Source organism: Chloroflexota bacterium (genome assembly GCA_026708035.1).
In the GTDB taxonomy this organism is placed as follows: Bacteria; Chloroflexota; UBA11872; order UBA11872; family UBA11872; genus JAJECS01.
The window spans coordinates 42,095-60,322 of sequence record JAPOVQ010000009.1; the positions used below are offsets into that span (position 1 = coordinate 42,095).

General features: G+C 69.0%; 15 protein-coding genes. 8 read left to right on the top strand and 7 right to left on the bottom strand.

The features are described 5' to 3' along the window. Nucleotides 1–155 precede the first annotated feature (155 nt). Nucleotides 156–1,280 (top strand): glycosyltransferase family 2 protein, encoded by a 1,125-nt coding sequence (locus OXG33_03480; GenBank protein ID MCY4112989.1) that lies wholly within the window; start codon nt 156–158, stop codon nt 1,278–1,280. 85 nt (nt 1,281–1,365) lie between these two features. Further along, nucleotides 1,366–3,591 carry a hypothetical protein gene (locus OXG33_03485; protein ID MCY4112990.1) on the top strand — a complete coding sequence of 742 codons (2,226 nt, stop codon included), beginning with the start codon at nt 1,366–1,368 and terminating at the stop codon, nt 3,589–3,591. Here the strand turns inward: OXG33_03485 and OXG33_03490 are convergent. Both OXG33_03490 and OXG33_03495 read right to left on the bottom strand, forming a co-directional pair. Beyond that, nucleotides 3,588–5,546 (bottom strand): glycoside hydrolase family 127 protein, encoded by a 1,959-nt coding sequence (locus tag OXG33_03490; protein MCY4112991.1) that lies wholly within the window; start codon nt 5,544–5,546, stop codon nt 3,588–3,590. The genes OXG33_03485 and OXG33_03490 overlap by 4 nt on opposite strands. Before the next feature lie 67 nt (nt 5,547–5,613). Next, nucleotides 5,614–6,243 (bottom strand): NYN domain-containing protein, encoded by a 630-nt coding sequence (locus OXG33_03495; protein MCY4112992.1) that lies wholly within the window; start codon nt 6,241–6,243, stop codon nt 5,614–5,616. 316 nt (nt 6,244–6,559) lie between these two features. Here OXG33_03495 and OXG33_03500 point away from each other — a divergent pair, with 316 nt between their 5' ends. The 4 genes from OXG33_03500 (at nt 6,560) to OXG33_03515 (ending at nt 9,335) form a co-directional block, all read left to right on the top strand. Continuing rightward, nucleotides 6,560–7,018 (top strand): phosphoribosyl-AMP cyclohydrolase, encoded by a 459-nt coding sequence (locus tag OXG33_03500; GenBank protein ID MCY4112993.1) that lies wholly within the window; start codon nt 6,560–6,562, stop codon nt 7,016–7,018. A gap of 7 nt (nt 7,019–7,025) precedes the next feature. Beyond that, complete coding sequence (locus OXG33_03505) at nt 7,026–7,901, top strand: alpha/beta fold hydrolase (GenBank protein ID MCY4112994.1); 876 nt, start codon at nt 7,026–7,028, stop codon at nt 7,899–7,901. A 115-nt stretch (nt 7,902–8,016) separates the two neighbouring features. Beyond that, nucleotides 8,017–8,886: a hypothetical protein gene (locus tag OXG33_03510; protein ID MCY4112995.1), complete on the top strand. Its 870-nt coding sequence runs from the start codon at nt 8,017–8,019 to the stop codon at nt 8,884–8,886. A gap of 104 nt (nt 8,887–8,990) precedes the next feature. After that, nucleotides 8,991–9,335: a tetratricopeptide repeat protein gene (locus OXG33_03515; protein MCY4112996.1), complete on the top strand. Its 345-nt coding sequence runs from the start codon at nt 8,991–8,993 to the stop codon at nt 9,333–9,335. Between the two features lie 49 nt (nt 9,336–9,384). Here OXG33_03515 and OXG33_03520 read toward each other — a convergent pair whose 3' ends face one another. Beyond that, nucleotides 9,385–10,341: an adenosine deaminase gene (locus tag OXG33_03520; GenBank protein MCY4112997.1), complete on the bottom strand. Its 957-nt coding sequence runs from the start codon at nt 10,339–10,341 to the stop codon at nt 9,385–9,387. Nucleotides 10,342–10,593: 252 nt separating this feature from the next. Here OXG33_03520 and OXG33_03525 point away from each other — a divergent pair, with 252 nt between their 5' ends. After that, nucleotides 10,594–10,890, top strand: coding sequence for a DUF2442 domain-containing protein (locus tag OXG33_03525; GenBank protein ID MCY4112998.1), 297 nt, complete (start codon nt 10,594–10,596; stop codon nt 10,888–10,890). Continuing rightward, the gene (locus OXG33_03530; protein ID MCY4112999.1) at nt 10,883–11,143 is read left to right on the top strand and encodes a DUF4160 domain-containing protein; all 261 of its coding nucleotides are present in this window, start codon (nt 10,883–10,885) and stop codon (nt 11,141–11,143) included. The genes OXG33_03525 and OXG33_03530 overlap by 8 nt, the downstream gene beginning before the upstream one ends. A gap of 125 nt (nt 11,144–11,268) precedes the next feature. Here the strand turns inward: OXG33_03530 and OXG33_03535 are convergent, their stop codons facing one another. The 4 genes from OXG33_03535 to OXG33_03550 form a co-directional block, all read right to left on the bottom strand. Beyond that, complete coding sequence (locus OXG33_03535; GenBank protein MCY4113000.1) at nt 11,269–12,174, bottom strand: aldo/keto reductase; 906 nt, start codon at nt 12,172–12,174, stop codon at nt 11,269–11,271. Nucleotides 12,175–12,406: 232 nt separating this feature from the next. Next, nucleotides 12,407–14,791: a bifunctional (p)ppGpp synthetase/guanosine-3',5'-bis(diphosphate) 3'-pyrophosphohydrolase gene (locus OXG33_03540; GenBank protein MCY4113001.1), complete on the bottom strand. Its 2,385-nt coding sequence runs from the start codon at nt 14,789–14,791 to the stop codon at nt 12,407–12,409. Nucleotides 14,792–14,803: 12 nt separating this feature from the next. Continuing rightward, nucleotides 14,804–16,492: a single-stranded-DNA-specific exonuclease RecJ gene (recJ, locus tag OXG33_03545; GenBank protein MCY4113002.1), complete on the bottom strand. Its 1,689-nt coding sequence runs from the start codon at nt 16,490–16,492 to the stop codon at nt 14,804–14,806. Between the two features lie 46 nt (nt 16,493–16,538). Then, a complete protein-coding gene (locus OXG33_03550; GenBank protein ID MCY4113003.1) occupies nt 16,539–18,041 on the bottom strand; it encodes a sodium/proline symporter in 1,503 nt (500 codons plus the stop codon). Nucleotides 18,042–18,228 lie beyond the last annotated feature (187 nt).

Below are 18,228 nucleotides of genomic sequence, written 5' to 3' on the forward strand. Positions count from 1 at the left end.
ATAAGCCTGGCTTGCCGCGCGCCGCGGGCGTCTCGCGGCAGCGGCGGTGAGCCTTTACCATCCGGCTGTCCGAAAATGCGCGGGCGCGCACCCGCGGCCTCGGCGAGGGTCAGGCCCCGGCCGGGAGACCGGCAGCGCCGCGACGGCAGGAGAGCATGGACGACGCCAGCAGCCCGGTGATCTCGGTCGTGCTGCCCTGCCTCAATGAGGCGGACACGGTGACGGCCGCCGTGCAGGCCGCCCGACTGGGCGTGTCCCGCACCGGGCAACCCGGGGAAGTGGTCGTGGTTGACAACGGCTCCACCGACGCCTCCCCGGACTTGGCGGCAGCCGCCGGCGCGCGGGTCGTGCACGAGCCGCACCGCGGCTACGGCGCGGCGCTGCGGCGTGGCTTCGCCGCGGCCCGCGGCCAATTCATCGTCATGGCCGACGCCGACGATACGTACGACCTGGCCGGCCTCGCGGCCCTGGTCGATCTCCTCCGAGATGGCGGCGACCTCGCCATTGGCAATCGCCTCGCGGACGTGCAGCCCGGGGCCATGCCCTGGCTGCACCGGCGCGTCGGCACCCCGGTCATCAGCTGGCTGCTGCGCCGCACCTACGGCGTCCGGGTCCGCGACAGCCAAAGCGGATTCAGGGCGTTCACCCGCGACGCCTTGGACCGGCTGCAGTTGCAGTCCAGCGGCATGGAGTTGGCCTCCGAGATGATCGCCAAGGCCTCGATCCAGGGCCTCCGCATCGTGGAGGCGCCCTCGACCTACGGTCCGCGCGCCGGTGAGAGCAAGCTGCGCACCCTCCGCGATGGCTGGCGGCACCTGCGCCTGATCTTGATTCTGGCCCCGGCGCTGCTCTACGTGCTCCCAGGCGCCGCGCTGCTCATCCTGGGCCTGCTGACGTTCGGGATCGGCTTCGCCGCCTCCAACATGGCGGTCGGCGGGCTCCAATGGCAGCCAGTGTTCGCGGGGCCGATCTTCTGGGTCTTGGGCGTCAGCGGCCTCGCCTTTGGCCTGGTGGCACACCGGCGCCTGGTGCGCACCGGATTGGCGCGTCCATCGCGGCTGCTGGCGCGCGGCTATCCCCTCGTGAAGCTTGAGACCGCCCTGGCGCTGGCGGCCCTCGCGGTCCTCGGCGGCGTCGGCATCGACGCCTTCATCTTTGTCCAGTGGGTCGGCGGCAGCGCCCACACGGCCGGCACCCAACTCGCCGCGCTGGCTCAAGCCCTCATCATCAGCGGCGTGAACCTGGCGTTCATCGCCTTCCTGGGGGCCGCTCCCGACTGACCTCCGCATGCGGTCGGTCGCCCACCGGCCCGCTGCCGCCGGTACCCTATCCTCCCGAGATGACCCCGCACAGGAAGCCGCGTCGATGACTGGCCCGGCGGCGCGGACGGCGGGCGCGGCGGCGCTCGGCGCCGTGGTCAGCGGGGTCACCGGCGCGCTGCTCCTCCACGGCGCGCTGCAAGGCGGCCGGGGCCTCGCGCCGGAAGTCGTCCTCACCGGTGTGACGCTGGCGGCCATGGTCGCGCTGGCCGCGTGGCGCGTGCCGCCGCCGCGCCGTCGGCGGTTCGCGGCGGTGCACTTGGCCGCGCTGGCGCCGCTTGCCGCAGTGGCCGCGGCGCAGCAGCTGAGTTGGGAGCTCAATCATTCGCTGACCCAGGTGAGTGAGCTCAGCTGGGTGCTTGCTTCCGCCCTGCCGCTGGCCACCGCGGCGGCCGCCTGCCGCGCCGGTGGGCCCGCCGCCTTTGTAGACGCCGCCTTCGGTGGCGCCGCGGGCGTCGGCGCGGCCGCGTTGTTCCAAGTGGCTGTGGTGGATGCCGATGCCCTCGATCCCCTGACGCCCTGGCGCATCGATCCCTGGTGGGTGCTGGTCGGCTGGGCGCTGGGCGCGGCGGTCGCGAGCGGCGCGGCGCGGCTGCCGCCCCAACCGGCGGCACGCCTGTCGCTGGGACCGGCCTGGCGCACTCTGCCCTTGGTCGCCGCCTGGATCATGGCGGTCGTCGCGGCCCTGCCGGCGGCTCCGCGGCATGAACTGGCCACTTCCGCCGGCGCCCAGGCCCTGGCGGTCACGCTCGCGGCCGCGCTGGCGCTGGCGCCGGTGGTCGTCTGGTGGGGCGAGCGCGCCGCGCCCAACCGGCCCCGCGATGGACTACGCCCGATCCTGCGCCGCGTGGCGCCGCCCGTCACCACGCTGACGCTGCTGCTGATCGGCGGCTTGCAGGCCGCGTCCTACATCGCGGTGACCATGGACGACCTTGGCCCCTTCTGGTCCACGGCCGACGCCCTGGCGCGCGGGCACTACCCGGTGTGGGAGGACTGGCTCAGCCTGCCCGGCCTCCCGGTGCTGCTGCTGGCGTCCTTCGGCCTTCTGGGCTTCACCTATCCGGCGGCGCTGGCGCCGATGTTCCTGGCCAATGTGCTGCTGCCGTGGCTGATCTATCGCGCCGCGCTGGCCGTCGGCGCCGGGCGTGCCGCGGCGTTTGCCGCCGCCGTCGGGTTGGTGCTGCTGCCACCGGTCCAAATCGCCAGTCTGGGCTCCGCCGAGCCCGATCCCGTGTTCATCGCCTGGCTGGCGGGCGCGACGTGGGTTTTCGCGCACGTGCTGCGGACGCCCCGCCCGCGGGCATCCCTGCTGGTCCTCGGAGTGCTCGCGGCCGTGCTCGCCGGCACCCGGCCCGAGGGCCTGCTCTATGGCGGACTGCTGGTGCTCGGCGCGCTCGTCGGCGTGCGCTCGCGCTGGGCCGCTGGCGGCGCGCTGACGGCCGCCGCGCTGGTGGCCCCGCTGGCGCTGTTCAGCCTGGTGCAGATCGGCCGCGCCTGGCCCACCCACGAACGCGAGCCCGCCCTGTCCAACATCGTCGAGCACGCCGGCATCGTGGGCGGGATTACCTGGCCCGAGATTTCCCGCGACGTCCTCCTCGACGATGTCCGCTTCCCGCTGCTCATCGCCATCCTGCTCGCCCTCGCTGCCGTCGGGGCCGTGGCGGCTGCCCGCCGCCACTGGGCCTTCGCCGTGTTGCCGCTGGCGGTGGGCGTCAACGTCCTGGTGACCCTTGGCATCGACGCCTACGCCGTCCGCCCCCACGACCCCCAGGAGTTCGTGCGCCACATCGCCTATCCCGCCCCGATCGTGGCGGTGCTGACCGCGGCGGGCGCGACGGCGCTGGGCGCGCTGGCGATGCAACGGGGTGCGCGAGTGCACGCCGCCGCCAGGGCGGCCGGGCTGGCCCTGGCCGTCTATGTGGCCGCCGGCAGCCTCTATGTGCTCGGCACGCCGGAGTCGTACCACCACGGCCGGGGCGGAAGCCTCCTGCCCGCCGACATCTACGTCACCGCGACCGACCTGTGGACGCACCCTCTCGATCTACCCCCCAGCGGAGGCTGGGACTTTCTGGGCTTCCGCCGCGAGCTGTTTGACTGGTACCGCCCCTTTGACCTCCACAGCGACTCTGCCGGGGCGGCCTACCAAACCCTCACCGGCGCCGTGGCGGCCATGGGCATGGTGCTGCTGCTGGCCGCAGGCGCTCAGCCAACGGTGGCACGTGATAGATCTGACCCAGCAAGTCGTTCGCGAGACGCCGCGGCCGACCCCTAGTCGACGAGCGTCTCCTGCCGGCGCAGCCACACATCCATTGTGCTCGGCCCCCGATTGGCCCAGGCAAAGTAAGGAATTGCGCGGATGGGCACCCGATCCTTGGGCGCGCCGTCCGCCTGCCTATCGCCCGACACTGACTGGTAGAGCGCACCGCGCCCGGGCGTCCCCGGCAGCGGCACGGCCGCCGTGTCCAGCAGCGTCATTCCCGGCAGTCGCTCGTTGGCGGGTCCTGGGGTGACGGAGGCGTCATCGGGCAGCGCGAAGGCGTCCTGCTCCAGTCCGGGGCGGTCGTGGGATTCGACGCAATAGATCAGGGGGCCGCGGGCCAGAGCCACTCGACCGATGTTGGCCGTCACGCGCGGGTCGCTCACCAGACGACGCGGCGGCATGGGCAGCCGCAGCATGACCCGATCGCCCGGTGACCAGACGCGGCGCAGCGCGGCGTAGTCTCCGGCGGGGCGGTCGGGGTCGTGCCGGGGAGCCCCCTCACCCCAGCCCTCTCCCTCGAGGGGAGAGGGAGCCGGACCCGAGTCGGCGAGGACTGTCTCGACGCTCGCGTCGTCACACCACCCGGGCACGCGCAGCCGCAGCTCCACCGGACCGTCCGGCGCCTGGCGCACGGTGAGCTGAATCTCGCCCGACCATGGATAGTCCGTGTCCACCTCCAGCGACAGACGGCCCGCGCCCGGCACGTCGGCGTCCACCCGGCCCGCCACGAACTGGTGCACCCACAGCGCGCGCTCGGACGCGCCGTAGAGAAAGCCCGGCAGGCTCGCGAGCAGGCGCGCCAGGTTCGGCGGGCAGCAGGCGCAGTCGAACCACGCCACTCGGGCGTGCCCCGCCGACGCGCTGAGCGGGTTGGGATAGAAATAGTGCTCCCCGTCCAGCGACAGCCCGGCCAACATGCCGTTGTAAAGCGTGGTCTCCATCCAGTCGGCGTAGCGCGCCTCGCCCGAGCCGGCGAGCAGACGCCAGTTCCACATCACGCCCGCCACCGCCGCGCACGACTCCGCATAGGAGTTGCGGTTGGGCAGGTCAAAGGCGTCGCCGAATGACTCGCCGGCCCAATGCGCCCCCAGCCCGCCGGTGACGTAGACCTTGGTTTCGTAGGCGCTGCGCCAGAGACGCTCCGCCGCCTCCCACAGCGCGGGGTCATCGAGCTCCAGGCCGGCGTCGGCCAAGCCGCACGCCAGGTAGACCGCCCGCACTGCGTGCCCCGCGATCTCCTGCTGCTCGGCCGCCGGCTCGTGGTCCTGCAAATAGCGGTAGCCGCCGAGCCGCGGCGGCTTACGACCCCGCTGCTCCAGAAAGAACCTTGCCTGCTCGGCGTAGACGCGCCGGCCGGTCTCTCGCGCCAGCTCGACCAGCGCCAGCTCGATCTCGGGATGCCCGTCCGCCGTTTCACGGGCGTCAGGACCAAACTCGGCGCAAATGTGATCGGCCAGCCTCACCGCCACGTCCAGCAGCGTCGTTGCGCCGGTCGCGCGGTGGTGGGCAATTCCCGCCTGGATCAGGTGCCCGGCGCAGTACAGCTCATGCTTGTTGATGAGATCGGTGTAGCGCTGGTCGGCCCGCTCCAGCGCAAAGTACGTATGGAGGTAGCCGTCCGGCTGCTGGGCGGCGGCGACGTCGTCCACCAGAGCGTCCACCAGCGCCCGCAGCCGCCGATCCTCGCGCCCCGCCAGCGCCCAGCTGGCGGCTTCGAGCCACTTGTAGACATCGGACTCGTCGTAGTAGCGCCCGCGAAACGGCGCATCCACGCGGCCCGCGACGCGCCGGATATTGTCGAGGCGGCCGGTGGCCTCGCACTGCGCATGTTGCGAGGGCAGCGTGACGTCATACAGCCGGTCGAGCCAACCGCGCCAGAATCCGCCCCCAATCCGCACCGCCTCGATCGGCACCGGCTGGACCGTGACTCCGGGCGTGCGGCGGGTGTCGGTGACGACGGCGCTCATGGTGCGTCCTTGGAATCGGTTTGGTTTCTCACTACAAGCATGTATTCCTGCGTGCGAACGCCGAATGTCACCACCCCGCCGGCTTGGTGATGATTCCTACCTCATCCTGCAGCATGTCGGGAAGCTGGCTCCGTCGCAGGTGGCTCTTCCAGATGCGCTTGACGTAGGTGGCGGCGTCGGCCAGTTCCCGCGGACTTGCGTTCTTGGAGTCGGGATTGACGAGCGTGACTCGAAGGCCCAGGTCGTCACGCACGTACCGCATGGCCCCGGAGAAGTCCGCGTCGTTCGACATGACCACCGCCTGCTCGTACTCCCGGTTGAACCCGTCGACCAGGAGACGGGTGGCGAGGTTCACGTCTGATCCCTTCTCTTCCGAGTCCCTGACCAGGACGTGAGACGGCAGCCCCACCACCGGCTCCGCCAGTGGGCGCCGTTTGACGCCGGACCGGAATACGCCGTAGTAGGCGTCGAAGCCCGGCAGCGTCGCCAGGGCTCTCAGGTAGATGAGCTGGCGACGAGGCTGATTTGGATTGCCGGGACGGACATCAAGTCGGGCCGTGAAATAGCAGACGCGGTTGATCGAATCCCCTGGGAAGAGCGTCTCGGCCAGCCTCCGCAGGTCCAGCCACCTGAAGGGCGTGTCCTTCAGGGCGCGGTAGTAGAGATTGAAGCCGTCGATGTAGACGTTGGTGATCAATCTCTACTCCCATACAAAGACAGAGACCGCCCTTCCGGGCGGTCTCGACCCTACCGGCGAAGCGATAGGGGTGGTGACAAAGCATACTATGGGCGGAGGCTGGGCTTCACATCACCGAACCCCTGGGCGGCGTTGCACGGACGCCGGCCGCCCCGCGCCCGAAGTCTTGTGGTCAAGTGGGCCGCGCTGCGCCAGGAAGAATTGCGGGAAGCCTGGGAGCGCGCCCGGCGTCTTGAGGCGCCGGGGATCATCGACCCGCTGGAGTAAGCCCTGCGCGCGGCAGAGTTAGCGAAATCCAAATCACCGGAGGAGCCTGATGGCCTGGAAACACCCCAGCGAGCTACCCACCACCGCCGAGCTTGAGGAAGGCACCGACATTGCCCTCGACTTCGAGCGGTTCTTCTCCACCAGCGGCCAGGGGGTGCTGCCGGTCGTGGCGCAGGATGTCGACTCCCACGACGTGCTGGTGCTGGCGCACGTGAACAAGGCCGCCCTCGACTACACCTTGCGCGAGGGCGTGGCGGCGTTCTGGAGCCTTTCGCGAGACCGCCTGTGGATCAAGGGCGAAACGTCCGGCAACCAGCTGGACGTGGTCGACGTGCGCGTGAACTGCGAGCAGAATTCGCTGCTGTATCTCGTCCGCCTGCGCAAGGGCGGCGTGTGTCACACCATGGAGGACGGGGCAGCGCGCCACAGCTGCTACTACCGCCGGATCGAGGGTGATCGGTTGGAGCCCGTGGCGCGTGAGGAAGACCCGCCCAGCGTTTGCAGGTAAACGCCGCGTGAGGCGGGAGACGCGACCGCGCGCTTCCGAAGAGCACGTCGCGGCCAATGGCGTTTCCCTCTGGACCGCAACCCAGGGGCTCGGACCGCCAGTTGTGCTCTGTCACGGCGGTCCTGGCATCTACGACTACCTCGAGCCCATCGCCGCCATGATCGACGATCTCGCCACCGTCCATCGCTACGACCAGCGCGGGTGCGGGAGGTCGGAGGACACACCGCCCTACGAAATTGCCAGCTTCGTGGCCGACCTCGACGCCCTCCGCGCGCACTGGGGCTACGACTCGTGGACGGTCATGGGCCACTCGTGGGGCGCAGACCTTGCGCTCATGTACGCCCTCGGTCACCCGGAACGCGTCAGCCGTCTCGTGTATCTCTCGGGAACCGGCATCAATCCCGCCTGGCATGCCGCATACCGGAGGAACCGCGAAGCCAAGCTGTCAGCCAACGACCGCGAGCGTCTCAAGCGCCTCAATGCGCGACGCAAAATCGCTGCAGCAACCGAACTCGTGCGCATCAACGCCGAGCGCTCCGCCTTGCTGGCGCGGACCGAGTACTTCGACGCGATGCACATCAGGGATTTGCCCCGGCATGACCGTTTCCCGATCAACTTCGCCCTCAACGCAGCCCTCGGCGCCGAGGCGAACCGCCTCGAAGAATCCGGGGAGCTGCGGGCGCAGGTCCGACGTCTTGCAGTCCCCACGCTGGTCCTGGATGGCGAAGGCGACCCACGCCCTCAATGGGCGCGGGCCCAGCTTGCCGCGCTGTTGCCGGCGGCTTGTCACGTCACCATTGCCCGCGCCGGACACGAGCCGTGGATCGAGCGGCCGGGGGACACTCGCCAGGCGCTCCGGGAGTTCCTGGCTGCGAGCGGCTAGCTCGTTCGCTGGCCCCACTGCGCGCAGCGTGGGGCTTCGCCGGCTTGGAGCCCCTAACGCCGATTGATGGCGCAATAGAATTGCTCGCCAAGCCGCGGTCACGACATCTGGACTGATGCCCACGTCCGACATGCCACCAGGAATCGCCGAATACGTCGGCGAAGACCAGTTCGGTCCGGCTTACCGGGTCATGCTGGCCGGCGACGCCCATGCCCCGGGATCGGTCGACCGTGTGCTCTCGGAACGCATGATCCGGCTTCACGCGGCGACCGCCGACTACCTCTATGGGTCCTACACGCCCACGACGCTGTGCTATCGCCCCGGATCACGGCCTGAACTGGAGCGGTTCCTGCGCGCGGCGACCGCCGGCGCCACGGACCCCGAGGAGATTGTCGACGGCATCGCCCGCTGGTGCGCCGACATCGCGCAGGCCGCCGACGATCTGAGTCTCGACGATCTCCGGCTGGGCGGCGCCGAGGAGACCATCGTCAACCGCGGCACCGACTGGTGCACCGATCTGTCCCGCGTTGGCTGCGTCCTATGCCAGGTCGCCGGATTGCCAGCCAGGTTGGTGTGCCTGTTCAACACCACGCAGGCCTACAGCGGTCATGTGATTGTCGAAGTGCTACGCCAAGGGAACTGGGGCTGCGTCGATGTGGTGAACGGAGTCGTCTACCGCCACCAGGACGGCGCTCCGGCGTCGACGTGGGAGCTCCAGCGCGCTCCGGACCTCATCGGCACCCACCGGCGGCTTCACGGCGGATACGGCTCGTCGGCGCAGTTCCTGGGCGCCGCCATCGTCAACTACTTCGCGTGGGAGGCCGACCGCTACGATTTCACGGTCAGCGCGCTCAACCCCTACACCCGCTCGATCCTGGAGCAGTCCGAACGCGGTTGGCCGGGCGGCCTGCGGTGGCTACACGGCGAGGATGAGTTGCCGCCGACGAAGCCGACGCCGTCATCGCACGTTTCGGGATCCCGCTGAGCCGGCGGGCCTTGACTCCCCAGCCGCATTCATAGATAGGCCGCCGGGAGGCTGCTTCACGAGTAATGTGACAAGGGGTGGAGTCTCCGACTTTGGAGAAGCAGTTGCGAAAACGCCGGAGCTTGGCATCGCTCGCCGCCGTGCTGGACCTGGCCACGACAACAGAGGAGAAGGCTCAAGCTCACTACGACCTTGCTCTCTTCCACGACAACAACGGGCGGGAAGCGCAGGCGATCCCCCACTACCGGAAAGCGCTGGCGCTGGGCATTGATCCGAGCTTGGAGGCGGAGGCGTTCGCCTGGCTGGCTAGCAGCCTGTTCAAGACCGGCTCGCACACGGAGGCCGCTTGCAGCGCGCGTCACGCCCTTTGCCTCACGCGGGACCCGGAGCTCAAAGGGTTCCTGGTCCGCCTCCAGCGACGTATCGACCGAGCTGCGAGCAAGCCGTAATTCGGCGAGGCACACGCCTGCCGTTGCACTTGGCCGCAGTTCGGTGCGACTAGCTCGCGCGGCTCTCAAGCGCCGCGACGCGAATGTCGTCCAGCTCCTCGGCTGAAAACACGCCAGCCCGGAACAGGTTCAGGTATTCGTCCGAGACGCTTTGCCTGAACACCGTCAGATCGTCCGAGTTCACCGTCACCGCGACGCCGTGGTCGTGGAGCCGGCGGATCGGATGGTCCTTGATGTCGTCCACCACGCCCAGCATCACGTTGCTGGTCGGACAGATATTGAGCCGTACGCCCTTGTCGGCGAGCCACCGCATGACGTCGGTGCTGTCGGCGGCGGCAATGCCGTGCTGCACCTCGTCGAGGTCCAACACCTCGACGGTGCGGCGGACGTCTTCGGCGCTGCCGAACTCACCCACGTGCGCCTTGAGCAGCATTCCCTGGGCGCGCGCCTGCGCGTACAGCGGCTGCACATCCTCGGGGGCGCAGGCGTCCTCGGTGCTGTAGAGATCAATTGAGGTGAAGGCCCCAGACGCGACGGCCTCGGCTATTTGGTCCATGAGTGCTGGATTGGAGGCGTAGCGTCGCGAGATTCCAAGTTCCGGCCGCAGCCGAATGCGGTCCTTGCATTGCTCGACCAGTGATTGAAGGAAGCGGAGATACCCGTCGAGGCCGTCGGGGTAGTGGGGCACGGGCCAGATATCGAAGCTCATCTCGAACACCGACACGCCGTCGTCGATGGCGTCGTCGACGGCCACCGCCGCCGCAAGCTCCGCGCCTTCGATGTTGCCGACATGGGGATCGACGGCCAACCGCAGGTATTCCTGAAATTCCCCCAGGCCGTTCATGCGGCGCGGGGGTCTCAGCAGCGCGTGGCCAAGCCGTCGCTCGAGGCTCTCGATGCGGGCGCTGATGTACGCGTGCGCGTGGAGGTCGGTCTTCGGGAAACTCCTCACAGCCGCGGCATCGCCGGCGCGCAGCGCTGCAGCGAAGCTGCCCCCGGTTCCCATTCGCTCACCGCTCCATCAATTGGCTGGTATGGACCACCATAGACCTCAGGATCCTCCTGGGGCGGGGCCTCCAGGAGCACCTCGCTGCCGGTCCGGCGCCCGAAGGCGAGCATCTGAGATTCCTCGTTGCACTCAGAATGGCGCGTGAGGCTGTCCTCATGCCCGAATGGTTACCATCGGACCGACCAGAGCCGCGGCGCTGGCGGCGGTCATACATGCGATCCAGAAGCGAATGCGCCTCGAAGGACACCAATGCCGAACACGCTGAACCGGCCAACTGCCGTCGAAGCCCGAGCGGGGCATCGCCTATGGCTGCGGTACAGCGACGGCACCGACGGGGAGGTTGACCTGTCGCACCTGGCGGGGCGGGGCGTCTTCAAGTTGTGGGACTCCCCGGGATGCTTCGCATCGGTGCGCATCGCACCAACCGGAGGCATCGCCTGGGGAGACGACGTCGAGCTCTGCCCGGATGCGCTCTTTCTTCGGCTCACCGGCAAATCCCTCGCCGACGTGCTGCCGGCCGCCCAGCACTCAGCCGAGATTGCCTGAGCTCTGCCGGTTTTACGGGATCGTCATCCGAATGTACTTCGACGATCATGGACCGCCTCACTTTCACGCCCTGTACGGCGGAGATGAGGCGCTTGTGGGGATCGAGGCCCTGGCGGTATTGCACGGACGTTTGCCTCCCCGCGCTCACGGGCTTGTCGTCGAGTGGGCTGCGCTTCGCCAGGAGGAGTTGCGGGAAGCCTGGAAGCGCGCCAAGCGTCTCGAGACGCCGGGCTCGATCGCCCCGCTGGACTGAGCCCGACTCGCGACAACGATCATCGTCCGGATGTGCCCGGCTGAGCGCTCCAACCGGCGACGCACGCCTGCTGCCGGGCAAGAATGCGGCTTCGCTACCAGATACTCCCGTCACCGCGCCTGACGTTAGCCAATCCGCGTTTCCGGCGTCTCCCCGATGGCGTCCAGTCGGCGCTTGGCCTCGGCGTAGACATCCGGGGCCAACGGGCCGCGCCGCTCCGTCTCCAGGTTCTCCCGCAAGTGAGCCGGGTTCTTCGTGCCCACGATGATCGTGTGCACGTCCGGATGGCTCAGCGTGTAGCGCAGCATGAAGGCCGTGCGGCTCTCGCCCTCGGCGCGCAGCTCATCCAGATTGGCCTGCTCGAACTTGTTCCAGGCGTCGGCCCGGCCGCCGCCTTCGCCGGGCTCGCCCTTCTGCACGCCCCCGCGAATCACGGTTCCGATCCCGGCCTGAGCCGACTTGCTGATCCACGCCTCGTGCTCGCGGTTGAGCGCCGAATAGGGGATCTGAAAGAGATCGAACGACCCCCACTCGATGAACGTCGGCAGATTCGGCACCGAGGTCGAGGTCGCGATGTGCCGCACCTTGCCCTGCTCGCGCATTGAGTTCAGCGTGTCTACCACGCCCTCGCGCTCGGATTCCTCGACCGATGCGCCGTGCAGCTGGATCACGTCGACGTAGTCGGTGCGCAGCAGCTCCAGGCTCTGCTCCAGCCCGCGCATCAGGTTCTTGCGCGTCCAGACGTGCTGACCGCCGGCGGGTCCCACGCAGCCGCACTTCGTGGCCAGGAAATACTCGTCCCGCCGGTCGGAGATGTACCGCCCGATCAACTCTTCGCTCCGCCCGTAGTCGTTGGACGTGTCGATATAGGTGATCCCGGCGTCGAGCACCGCCGTGAGAATGGCCTCCGCCTCGGCATCGGTGGTGGCGCGCCCGCGAGGCCCGCCGCGAATCTCCATGGCGCCGTAGCCCAGACGCGTCACGTCCAGACCCGTTCGCCCCAACGTCGCGGTCGACAATTGCTCGGCCATGACTTCTCCAGTGCGTGGTGCGTCGCTCGCCGGACTTGCCTCACGGTACCCCGCGCAGATTCACGCCCGCCGCACCGCTCGCGGCCATACCTCGTCACCCCGGCGAAAGCCGGGGTCCAGGGTCGTGGCAACGAGCATGGCGCGGTACGGCCGTGCTCGGGGGCACTGGATTCCGGCCCCGTATCGAGTACGGGGCAGGCTCTCCGCCGGAACGACGGACGGGGCGTGGCGACTACCGCGCCCGCGCGCCTTCGCGCGAGACCGCGATCACGCCGCGGACGGTCTCGATGCGCCGCAGCAGACGGGCCAGCTGCGCCACGCTGCGCAGCGCCACGGTGAGCCGGAACGTGGCCTCGTGCCGCCGGTTGGTCCGCACCGACATGGTGGCGATGTTGAGCCCTTCTTCGCGGATGATGCCGGTGATGTCGTGCGTCAGCCCTTCGCGGTCGTGCGCCACCACGCGGATGCTGACCGGCAAGCCTTGCGTGTCGTCCTCGATCCAGCGCACTGGTACGCGTTCGCCAACTAGCTCGCGGCAGCTGCGCCGGTGCACCTCCACCACGCCGTTCGTGGCCACGCCCTCGATGCGTCGGCCAAGCCTTGGCGTGCAGCAGCTCGCCAGCCGGACCGGCAGGTCGGAATCGGTCTCGACCAGCCGGTCGGCCCAGGAAACGGGGACGAGCCGCTCGGGCTCCGACACGTTGCGCACGTTGGCGCAATTGCGGCGGTGAATGCTGACCCCGTGGCCGCGGGTGATGAAGCCCACGATGTCGTCCCCCGGCAGCGGATGGCAGCAGGCGGCGACGCGTGTGAGCAGGTTGCCGGCGCCCAGCACGTTGACCAGCGGCTGCACCTCGCGCCGCTCCTCCGGCTCCAGCGTTTCCGGCAGCTCCGGCTCCGCCACCTCCGGGGTGAGCCGCAGCCGCGTCACGACCTGGTGCACCGTGGTGGCGCCGTAGCCCACGCCGGCCAGCAAGCTCTCGACGTCCAAGTAGCCCAGCGCGGTGGCAATCGCTTTCAGGTCGGCGTCCGGTACATTCGCGACCCCGCCCTGACCCACGCGCCGCAACTCCCGGTCGAGTAGCGCGCGGCCCGAGGCGACGTTTTCGGCCTTCTCGTGCTGCTTGAACCAGCGGCGAATCTTGTCCCGGGCATGCGCCGTGCGCACCTGCGACAGCCACGCTCGGCTCGGCCCCTTGCTGCTGGTGCTCGTCAGGATCTCCACCACGTCGCCGTTCTCCAGCTCGTGGTCCAGCGGCACCAGGCGGCGGTTGACTTTGGCCCCGATGCAGGAGTGGCCCACGTCGCTGTGGATGCGGTACGCAAAGTCCAGCGGCGTGCTGCCGATGGGAAAGTCCTTCACCTCCCCCTTGGGCGTGAAGACGAACACGGTGTCGCTGAAGAAGTCCGTCTTGACGGCATCCACAAAGGACCCCGCCGAGTCTCCGTCCTCCTGCCAGCTGAGGATTTGCCGAATCCACGCCAGCTTGTCCAAGAAGGCCTCGGGGCCCAGCGGTCCGCCCTCCTTATAGCGCCAGTGCGCCGCCACGCCGTACTCCGCGTTTTGGTGCATCTCGCTGGTGCGGATCTGCACTTCGACTGGCTTGCCGTCGGGCCCCAGCACGGCGGTATGCAGGGACTGGTAGCCGTTTTCCTTGGGCGCCGAGATGTAGTCGTCGAACTCGACCGGGATATGGCGCCAGGCGCCGTGCACCACGCCCAGCGCGCCGTAGCAGTCCTGCTGGGAATTCACGATCACGCGGATCGCCAGAATGTCGTAGATCGACTCGCGGTCGGCGTCCTTGCGCCGGATCTTCCGCTCGATGCTGTAGATGTGCTTGACCCGGCTCTGGATGTGCGCGTCGATGCCGGCTTCGTCCAGGCCGTGGCGCAACTGCTCCTGCACTTCGGCGATGGCGGCTTCGCGCGCGCGCCGCTCGGCCAGCAGCCAGCGGGCCAGGTCGCGATAGCGATCGGGGTCCAGCAGCTTGAGCGCGTAGTCCTCGAGCTGCCAGCGCCATTCCTCGATCCCGAGCCGCCCGGCCAGCGGCGCGAAGATTTCGAGCGTCTCCTGCCCATATCTCGCGCGCTTCTCGGCCGAATAGACCCAGGCGGTGCGCACGTTGTGCAGCCGGTCGGCGAGCTTGATCAGCACCACGCGCACATCGCGCGCCATGGCCAGCAGCACCTTGCGCAGGTTTTGCGCCTGCTGCTCGTCCAGGCTGGCGACGGTGACGCGCTCCAGCTTGGTCACCCCATCGACAAGCTCGGCCACCCCGCTGCCGAACTGCCGCCGGATCACGTCCAGGCTCAGGCTGGTGTCTTCGACTGCGTCGTGCAGCAGACCGGCGGCGACCGTGTCGGCGTCGAGGTGCAGATCGGCCACCAGCATGGCCACCGCCAGCACGTGCTGAATGTAGGGCTCGCCGGACAGCCGCTTCTGCGGCGCGTGCGCACGCTCGGCGGCGTCATAGGCGCGACGGATGAGTTCGCCGGCCTCGGGCTGATCGTCGGCGGGCGTGTAGGCGGCGACCCGCTTCAGCAGCTCGTCGATGGCCAGCGCGGGCGTCTCCGCGCTCACCATCGGCGCCAGCGTGGCCGTCACGGATACCGGCATGCGGCGCCCTCTCTAGGCCGCCGTGTGGCGGATGTCGTCGATAAGCATTTGCAACCGCGTCTCGTCGTTGAACGTGCGCAGGTTCAGACGAAACGCCACGTCGCAGCGCCGGCCCGGCGGCAGCGCGTGGCGCAAATCCGCCTGTCCGAACCAGATGCCCTCCACATCCGCGCCAAGCTCCGCAAAGCGCAGGACGAGATGCGTCGAGCCCACGACCCGGGTTTCGTCGATAGCCACATTTTCCACCACGAACCGCGGTTCGGCATGCGCCTCGCCAAACGGCCCCAGCTGCTGGGTCAGCTCATAGGTCTCCCAGGTCACGGTGCGCGGATAGACGCGGCAGTCGGCATCCAATCGCGGCTCAGCCGGCGCCTGCACGCCCGCTCGTTCCAGCTCCCGAGCCAGGCCGTCGCGCAGCGCATCCACGCGCTCGGGCCGCACGGTGAACCCCGCGGCCTGGGCGTGCCCGCCCCAGGCGTCGAGCAGATTCGCCTGCGTTCCCAGGACATCGGCCAGCACCACGCCGTCCGGCGCCCGCGCCGATCCGCGCACGACCCCGTTCACATGCGCCCCCACGAACGCGGGCAGCCCCGTCTGCTCCGCCAGGCGGCCGGCGGCCAGCCCGACGACGCCCAGCGGAAACTCGTCGCCGATGGCAAAGACCAGGGGCTCCGCCGGGTCGATCTGCGCCGCGGCCGCGTCGATCACCAGTTGCGTCAGCCGGCGCCGCTCGATGTTCAGATTGTCAAGCTCATGCGCCAGCGATTCGGCCTCGACGGACTGGCCGGCTCGAAGCAGCTGCAGCGCCAGATCGGCACGCGCCAAGCGGCCGGCGGCATTGAGCCGCGGCGCATAGCCGAAGGCAATATCCGCGGCGCCAACGCGTGAGACGGGACGTCGGGCAATCTCGCCCAGCGCGTGCAGTCCGCGGCGCCGGGTTTGGCGCAGCGCTTCGAGACCCTCGGCCACGAACGTACGGTTCTCGTCCCGCAGCGGCGCCATGTCCGCCACGGTTCCCAGGGCCACGAGATCGAGGAACTCTTCGGGATACGGCAGGCGCTCCGGCATCTCCTCCGCCAGCGCCTGCACCAGCTTGTAGGCCACGCCCACGCCGGAAAGTCCCGGAAACGGATAGGCGCCGCCGGGCTGATTGGGGTTCAGCACCGCCGCCGCGCCGCTGTCGGCGCCGTCGCCCGGGTGGTGGTCCGTGACGATGGTGTCGATCCCGTGCGACCGCGCGCGCGCAATCTCATCGGCGCTGCCGATCCCGCAGTCCACCGTCACCATGAGTCCGGGGCCCTGCGCGCCGATCGCGGCAACTGCGTTGTGGTTGAGGCCGTAGCCCTCGGTCAGCCGCTCCGGGATGTAGGGCGTGGCCGCGGCGCCGAGCATTTCGAAAGTTTCCAGCAGCAGCGCGGTGCCGGTGACGCCGTCCACGTCGTAGTCGCCATACACGTACACCCGCTCGCCCTGCGCCAGCGCCTGCGCCACGCGCGCCACCGCCGCGTCCATGCCGTCGAGCAGGTAGGGATCGTGCGGCGGCAGCGGACCGTCAAGGAACTCGCGAATCGCCGCCTCGTCGCCGTAGCCCCGGTTGTGAAGCAGCTGCACCGCCAGCGGCGGCACGTCCTCCAGCCGCGCAAACAGCTCCTTGGGCGCGCGGCGGCGGATGTCCCACACCGCGCCGGTGAGGCTGCTCATGCCGGGGATCGGGAATGCGGCATGGGGCCTAGGGTACTCCCGAACTCTACGCCGCGGCCTCGCGCTCGCCGATCACCCGATCGAACGTCCGCACTGTCGCCGCGGCGGGCGGCGGCGTGAGGAGCGACACCGCAACGGCCGCGACCAGCCCGAGCACGAATCCCGGCGTCGCGGGGTGGATGTCCATCACCCCGCCCGGACCTCCGGACGATGCCCACCAGATCGAGGACACGAGCGTGCCGGTCACAATCGCCGCGCCCGCGCCCCAGAGGTTGAAGCGGCGCCAGTACAGCGCCAGGATCGTGACCGGCCCGAAGGCCGCGCCCATGCCGCCCCAGGCATATGTGACCAGCTGCAACACCGACTCCTGGGCCACCAGCGCCAGCACCGCGGCCACGATGCCGATCGCCACCAGCAATCCGCGGCCAATCCACACGCGCGCGTATGCCGCGCGGGAGTAGGTCAGCCGCCGAAGCACCGGCACGTCGTCCGCGGCGACGGCCGACGCCAGGAGCAACTGCGAGTCCGCCGTGCTCATCACCGCCGCGATCAACGTGGTCATCAGCAGGCCCGTGATGACCGGATGGAAGTACGCCACCGCCACCACGAGGTAGATCCGCTCCGGGTCCGCCACGGCTTCGAGCAGGTCAAGCTCGGTAAGCGCGGGGAGCGCAATGACGCCCAACACCACCGCCGTCGTGTACATCAAGGCGATCCAAATCGTGCCTATCCGCCGCCCCGCGGGAATGCTCGACTCGCCTTCTATCGCCATGAACCGTTGCAAGATTCGCTGGGAGCCAAAGAAGCCCAGTCCCCAGCCCACGGCCGACAGCAGCATGACCGGCGTGATGGGATTGTTGTCGGGATCGGTCAGCGGATTCCAGAACCCCGGCGTGTCGGAACCCGCGCGCAGCAACGACTCTCCCGCGACGACGATCAGCGTCAGCGGCACGATCATGAAGCCCACCAGCATCAACACTGATTGAAAGACATCGGTTCGAGAGACGGCCAGGAATCCGCCGATGAACGTGTAGGACGCCACGGCGATCAACGTGATCAGAATGCCGGGGGTGTATGCGACGCCGAATTCCGATTCCAGCAGCTTGGCGCCCGCGACCAATCCTGAGCTCACGTAGAAGATGACAAAGAGAATCGTGAGCAGCGCGGCCAGCGTGCGCAGCACTTGCGTCGAGTCGCCGAACCGCTTCTCAAGGAATTCGGGCAGGGTCAGCGCGTCGTCGGTCGCGATGGTATAGCGGCGCAGCCGCTTCGCCACGACGGTCCAGCAGATCCAGCTGCCGGCCACAAGGGCGACGACGGTCCACAGGTGAGTCACTCCCCCGGCAAAGGCCAGCGCCGGCAACGCCAGGATCGTCCAGGCGCTTGTTGTCGATGAACTGGCGCTCAGGGCCGTGGTGAAGCTGCTGAGCTTGCGTCCCCCGAGCACGTAGTCCGACATCGCTCGCATGCGCCGGGCGCGAAACACGGCGATGCCGATGAGCACCGCAAAATAGGCAATGAAGACCGCAAGTTCCCAGGCATCCAACATATGTGCCGACTAATCCCCGGCTTTGCAGACGGTCCCGCGCGGGCCGACCAGACTAGCCAACGCCAATGCGCGCGGCAACGGTTTGGAGACCCGCTCGGGAGCCGCCGCTGCAAGTCCTCCATCCGCTTGATCCGGCCGCCGGCTGAACCCTGACGGAGACCCGCCCGCCGCGGTCGCCGTCCCGAGA

What these genes read in the sequence shown, in the direction of transcription:
- OXG33_03480 (MCY4112989.1), top strand. Translation starts at nt 156, where the DNA reads ATGGACGACGCCAGCAGCCCGGTGATCTCGGTCGTGCTGCCCTGCCTC.
- OXG33_03485 (MCY4112990.1), top strand. Translation starts at nt 1,366, where the DNA reads ATGACTGGCCCGGCGGCGCGGACGGCGGGCGCGGCGGCGCTCGGCGCC.
- OXG33_03490 (MCY4112991.1), bottom strand. Translation starts at nt 5,546, where the DNA reads ATGAGCGCCGTCGTCACCGACACCCGCCGCACGCCCGGAGTCACGGTC.
- OXG33_03500 (MCY4112993.1), top strand. Translation starts at nt 6,560, where the DNA reads ATGGCCTGGAAACACCCCAGCGAGCTACCCACCACCGCCGAGCTTGAG.
- OXG33_03510 (MCY4112995.1), top strand. Translation starts at nt 8,017, where the DNA reads ATGCCCACGTCCGACATGCCACCAGGAATCGCCGAATACGTCGGCGAA.
- OXG33_03520 (MCY4112997.1), bottom strand. Translation starts at nt 10,341, where the DNA reads ATGGGAACCGGGGGCAGCTTCGCTGCAGCGCTGCGCGCCGGCGATGCC.
- OXG33_03525 (MCY4112998.1), top strand. Translation starts at nt 10,594, where the DNA reads ATGCCGAACACGCTGAACCGGCCAACTGCCGTCGAAGCCCGAGCGGGG.
- OXG33_03535 (MCY4113000.1), bottom strand. Translation starts at nt 12,174, where the DNA reads ATGGCCGAGCAATTGTCGACCGCGACGTTGGGGCGAACGGGTCTGGAC.
- OXG33_03540 (MCY4113001.1), bottom strand. Translation starts at nt 14,791, where the DNA reads ATGCCGGTATCCGTGACGGCCACGCTGGCGCCGATGGTGAGCGCGGAG.
- recJ (MCY4113002.1), bottom strand. Translation starts at nt 16,492, where the DNA reads ATGAGCAGCCTCACCGGCGCGGTGTGGGACATCCGCCGCCGCGCGCCC.
- OXG33_03550 (MCY4113003.1), bottom strand. Translation starts at nt 18,041, where the DNA reads ATGTTGGATGCCTGGGAACTTGCGGTCTTCATTGCCTATTTTGCGGTG.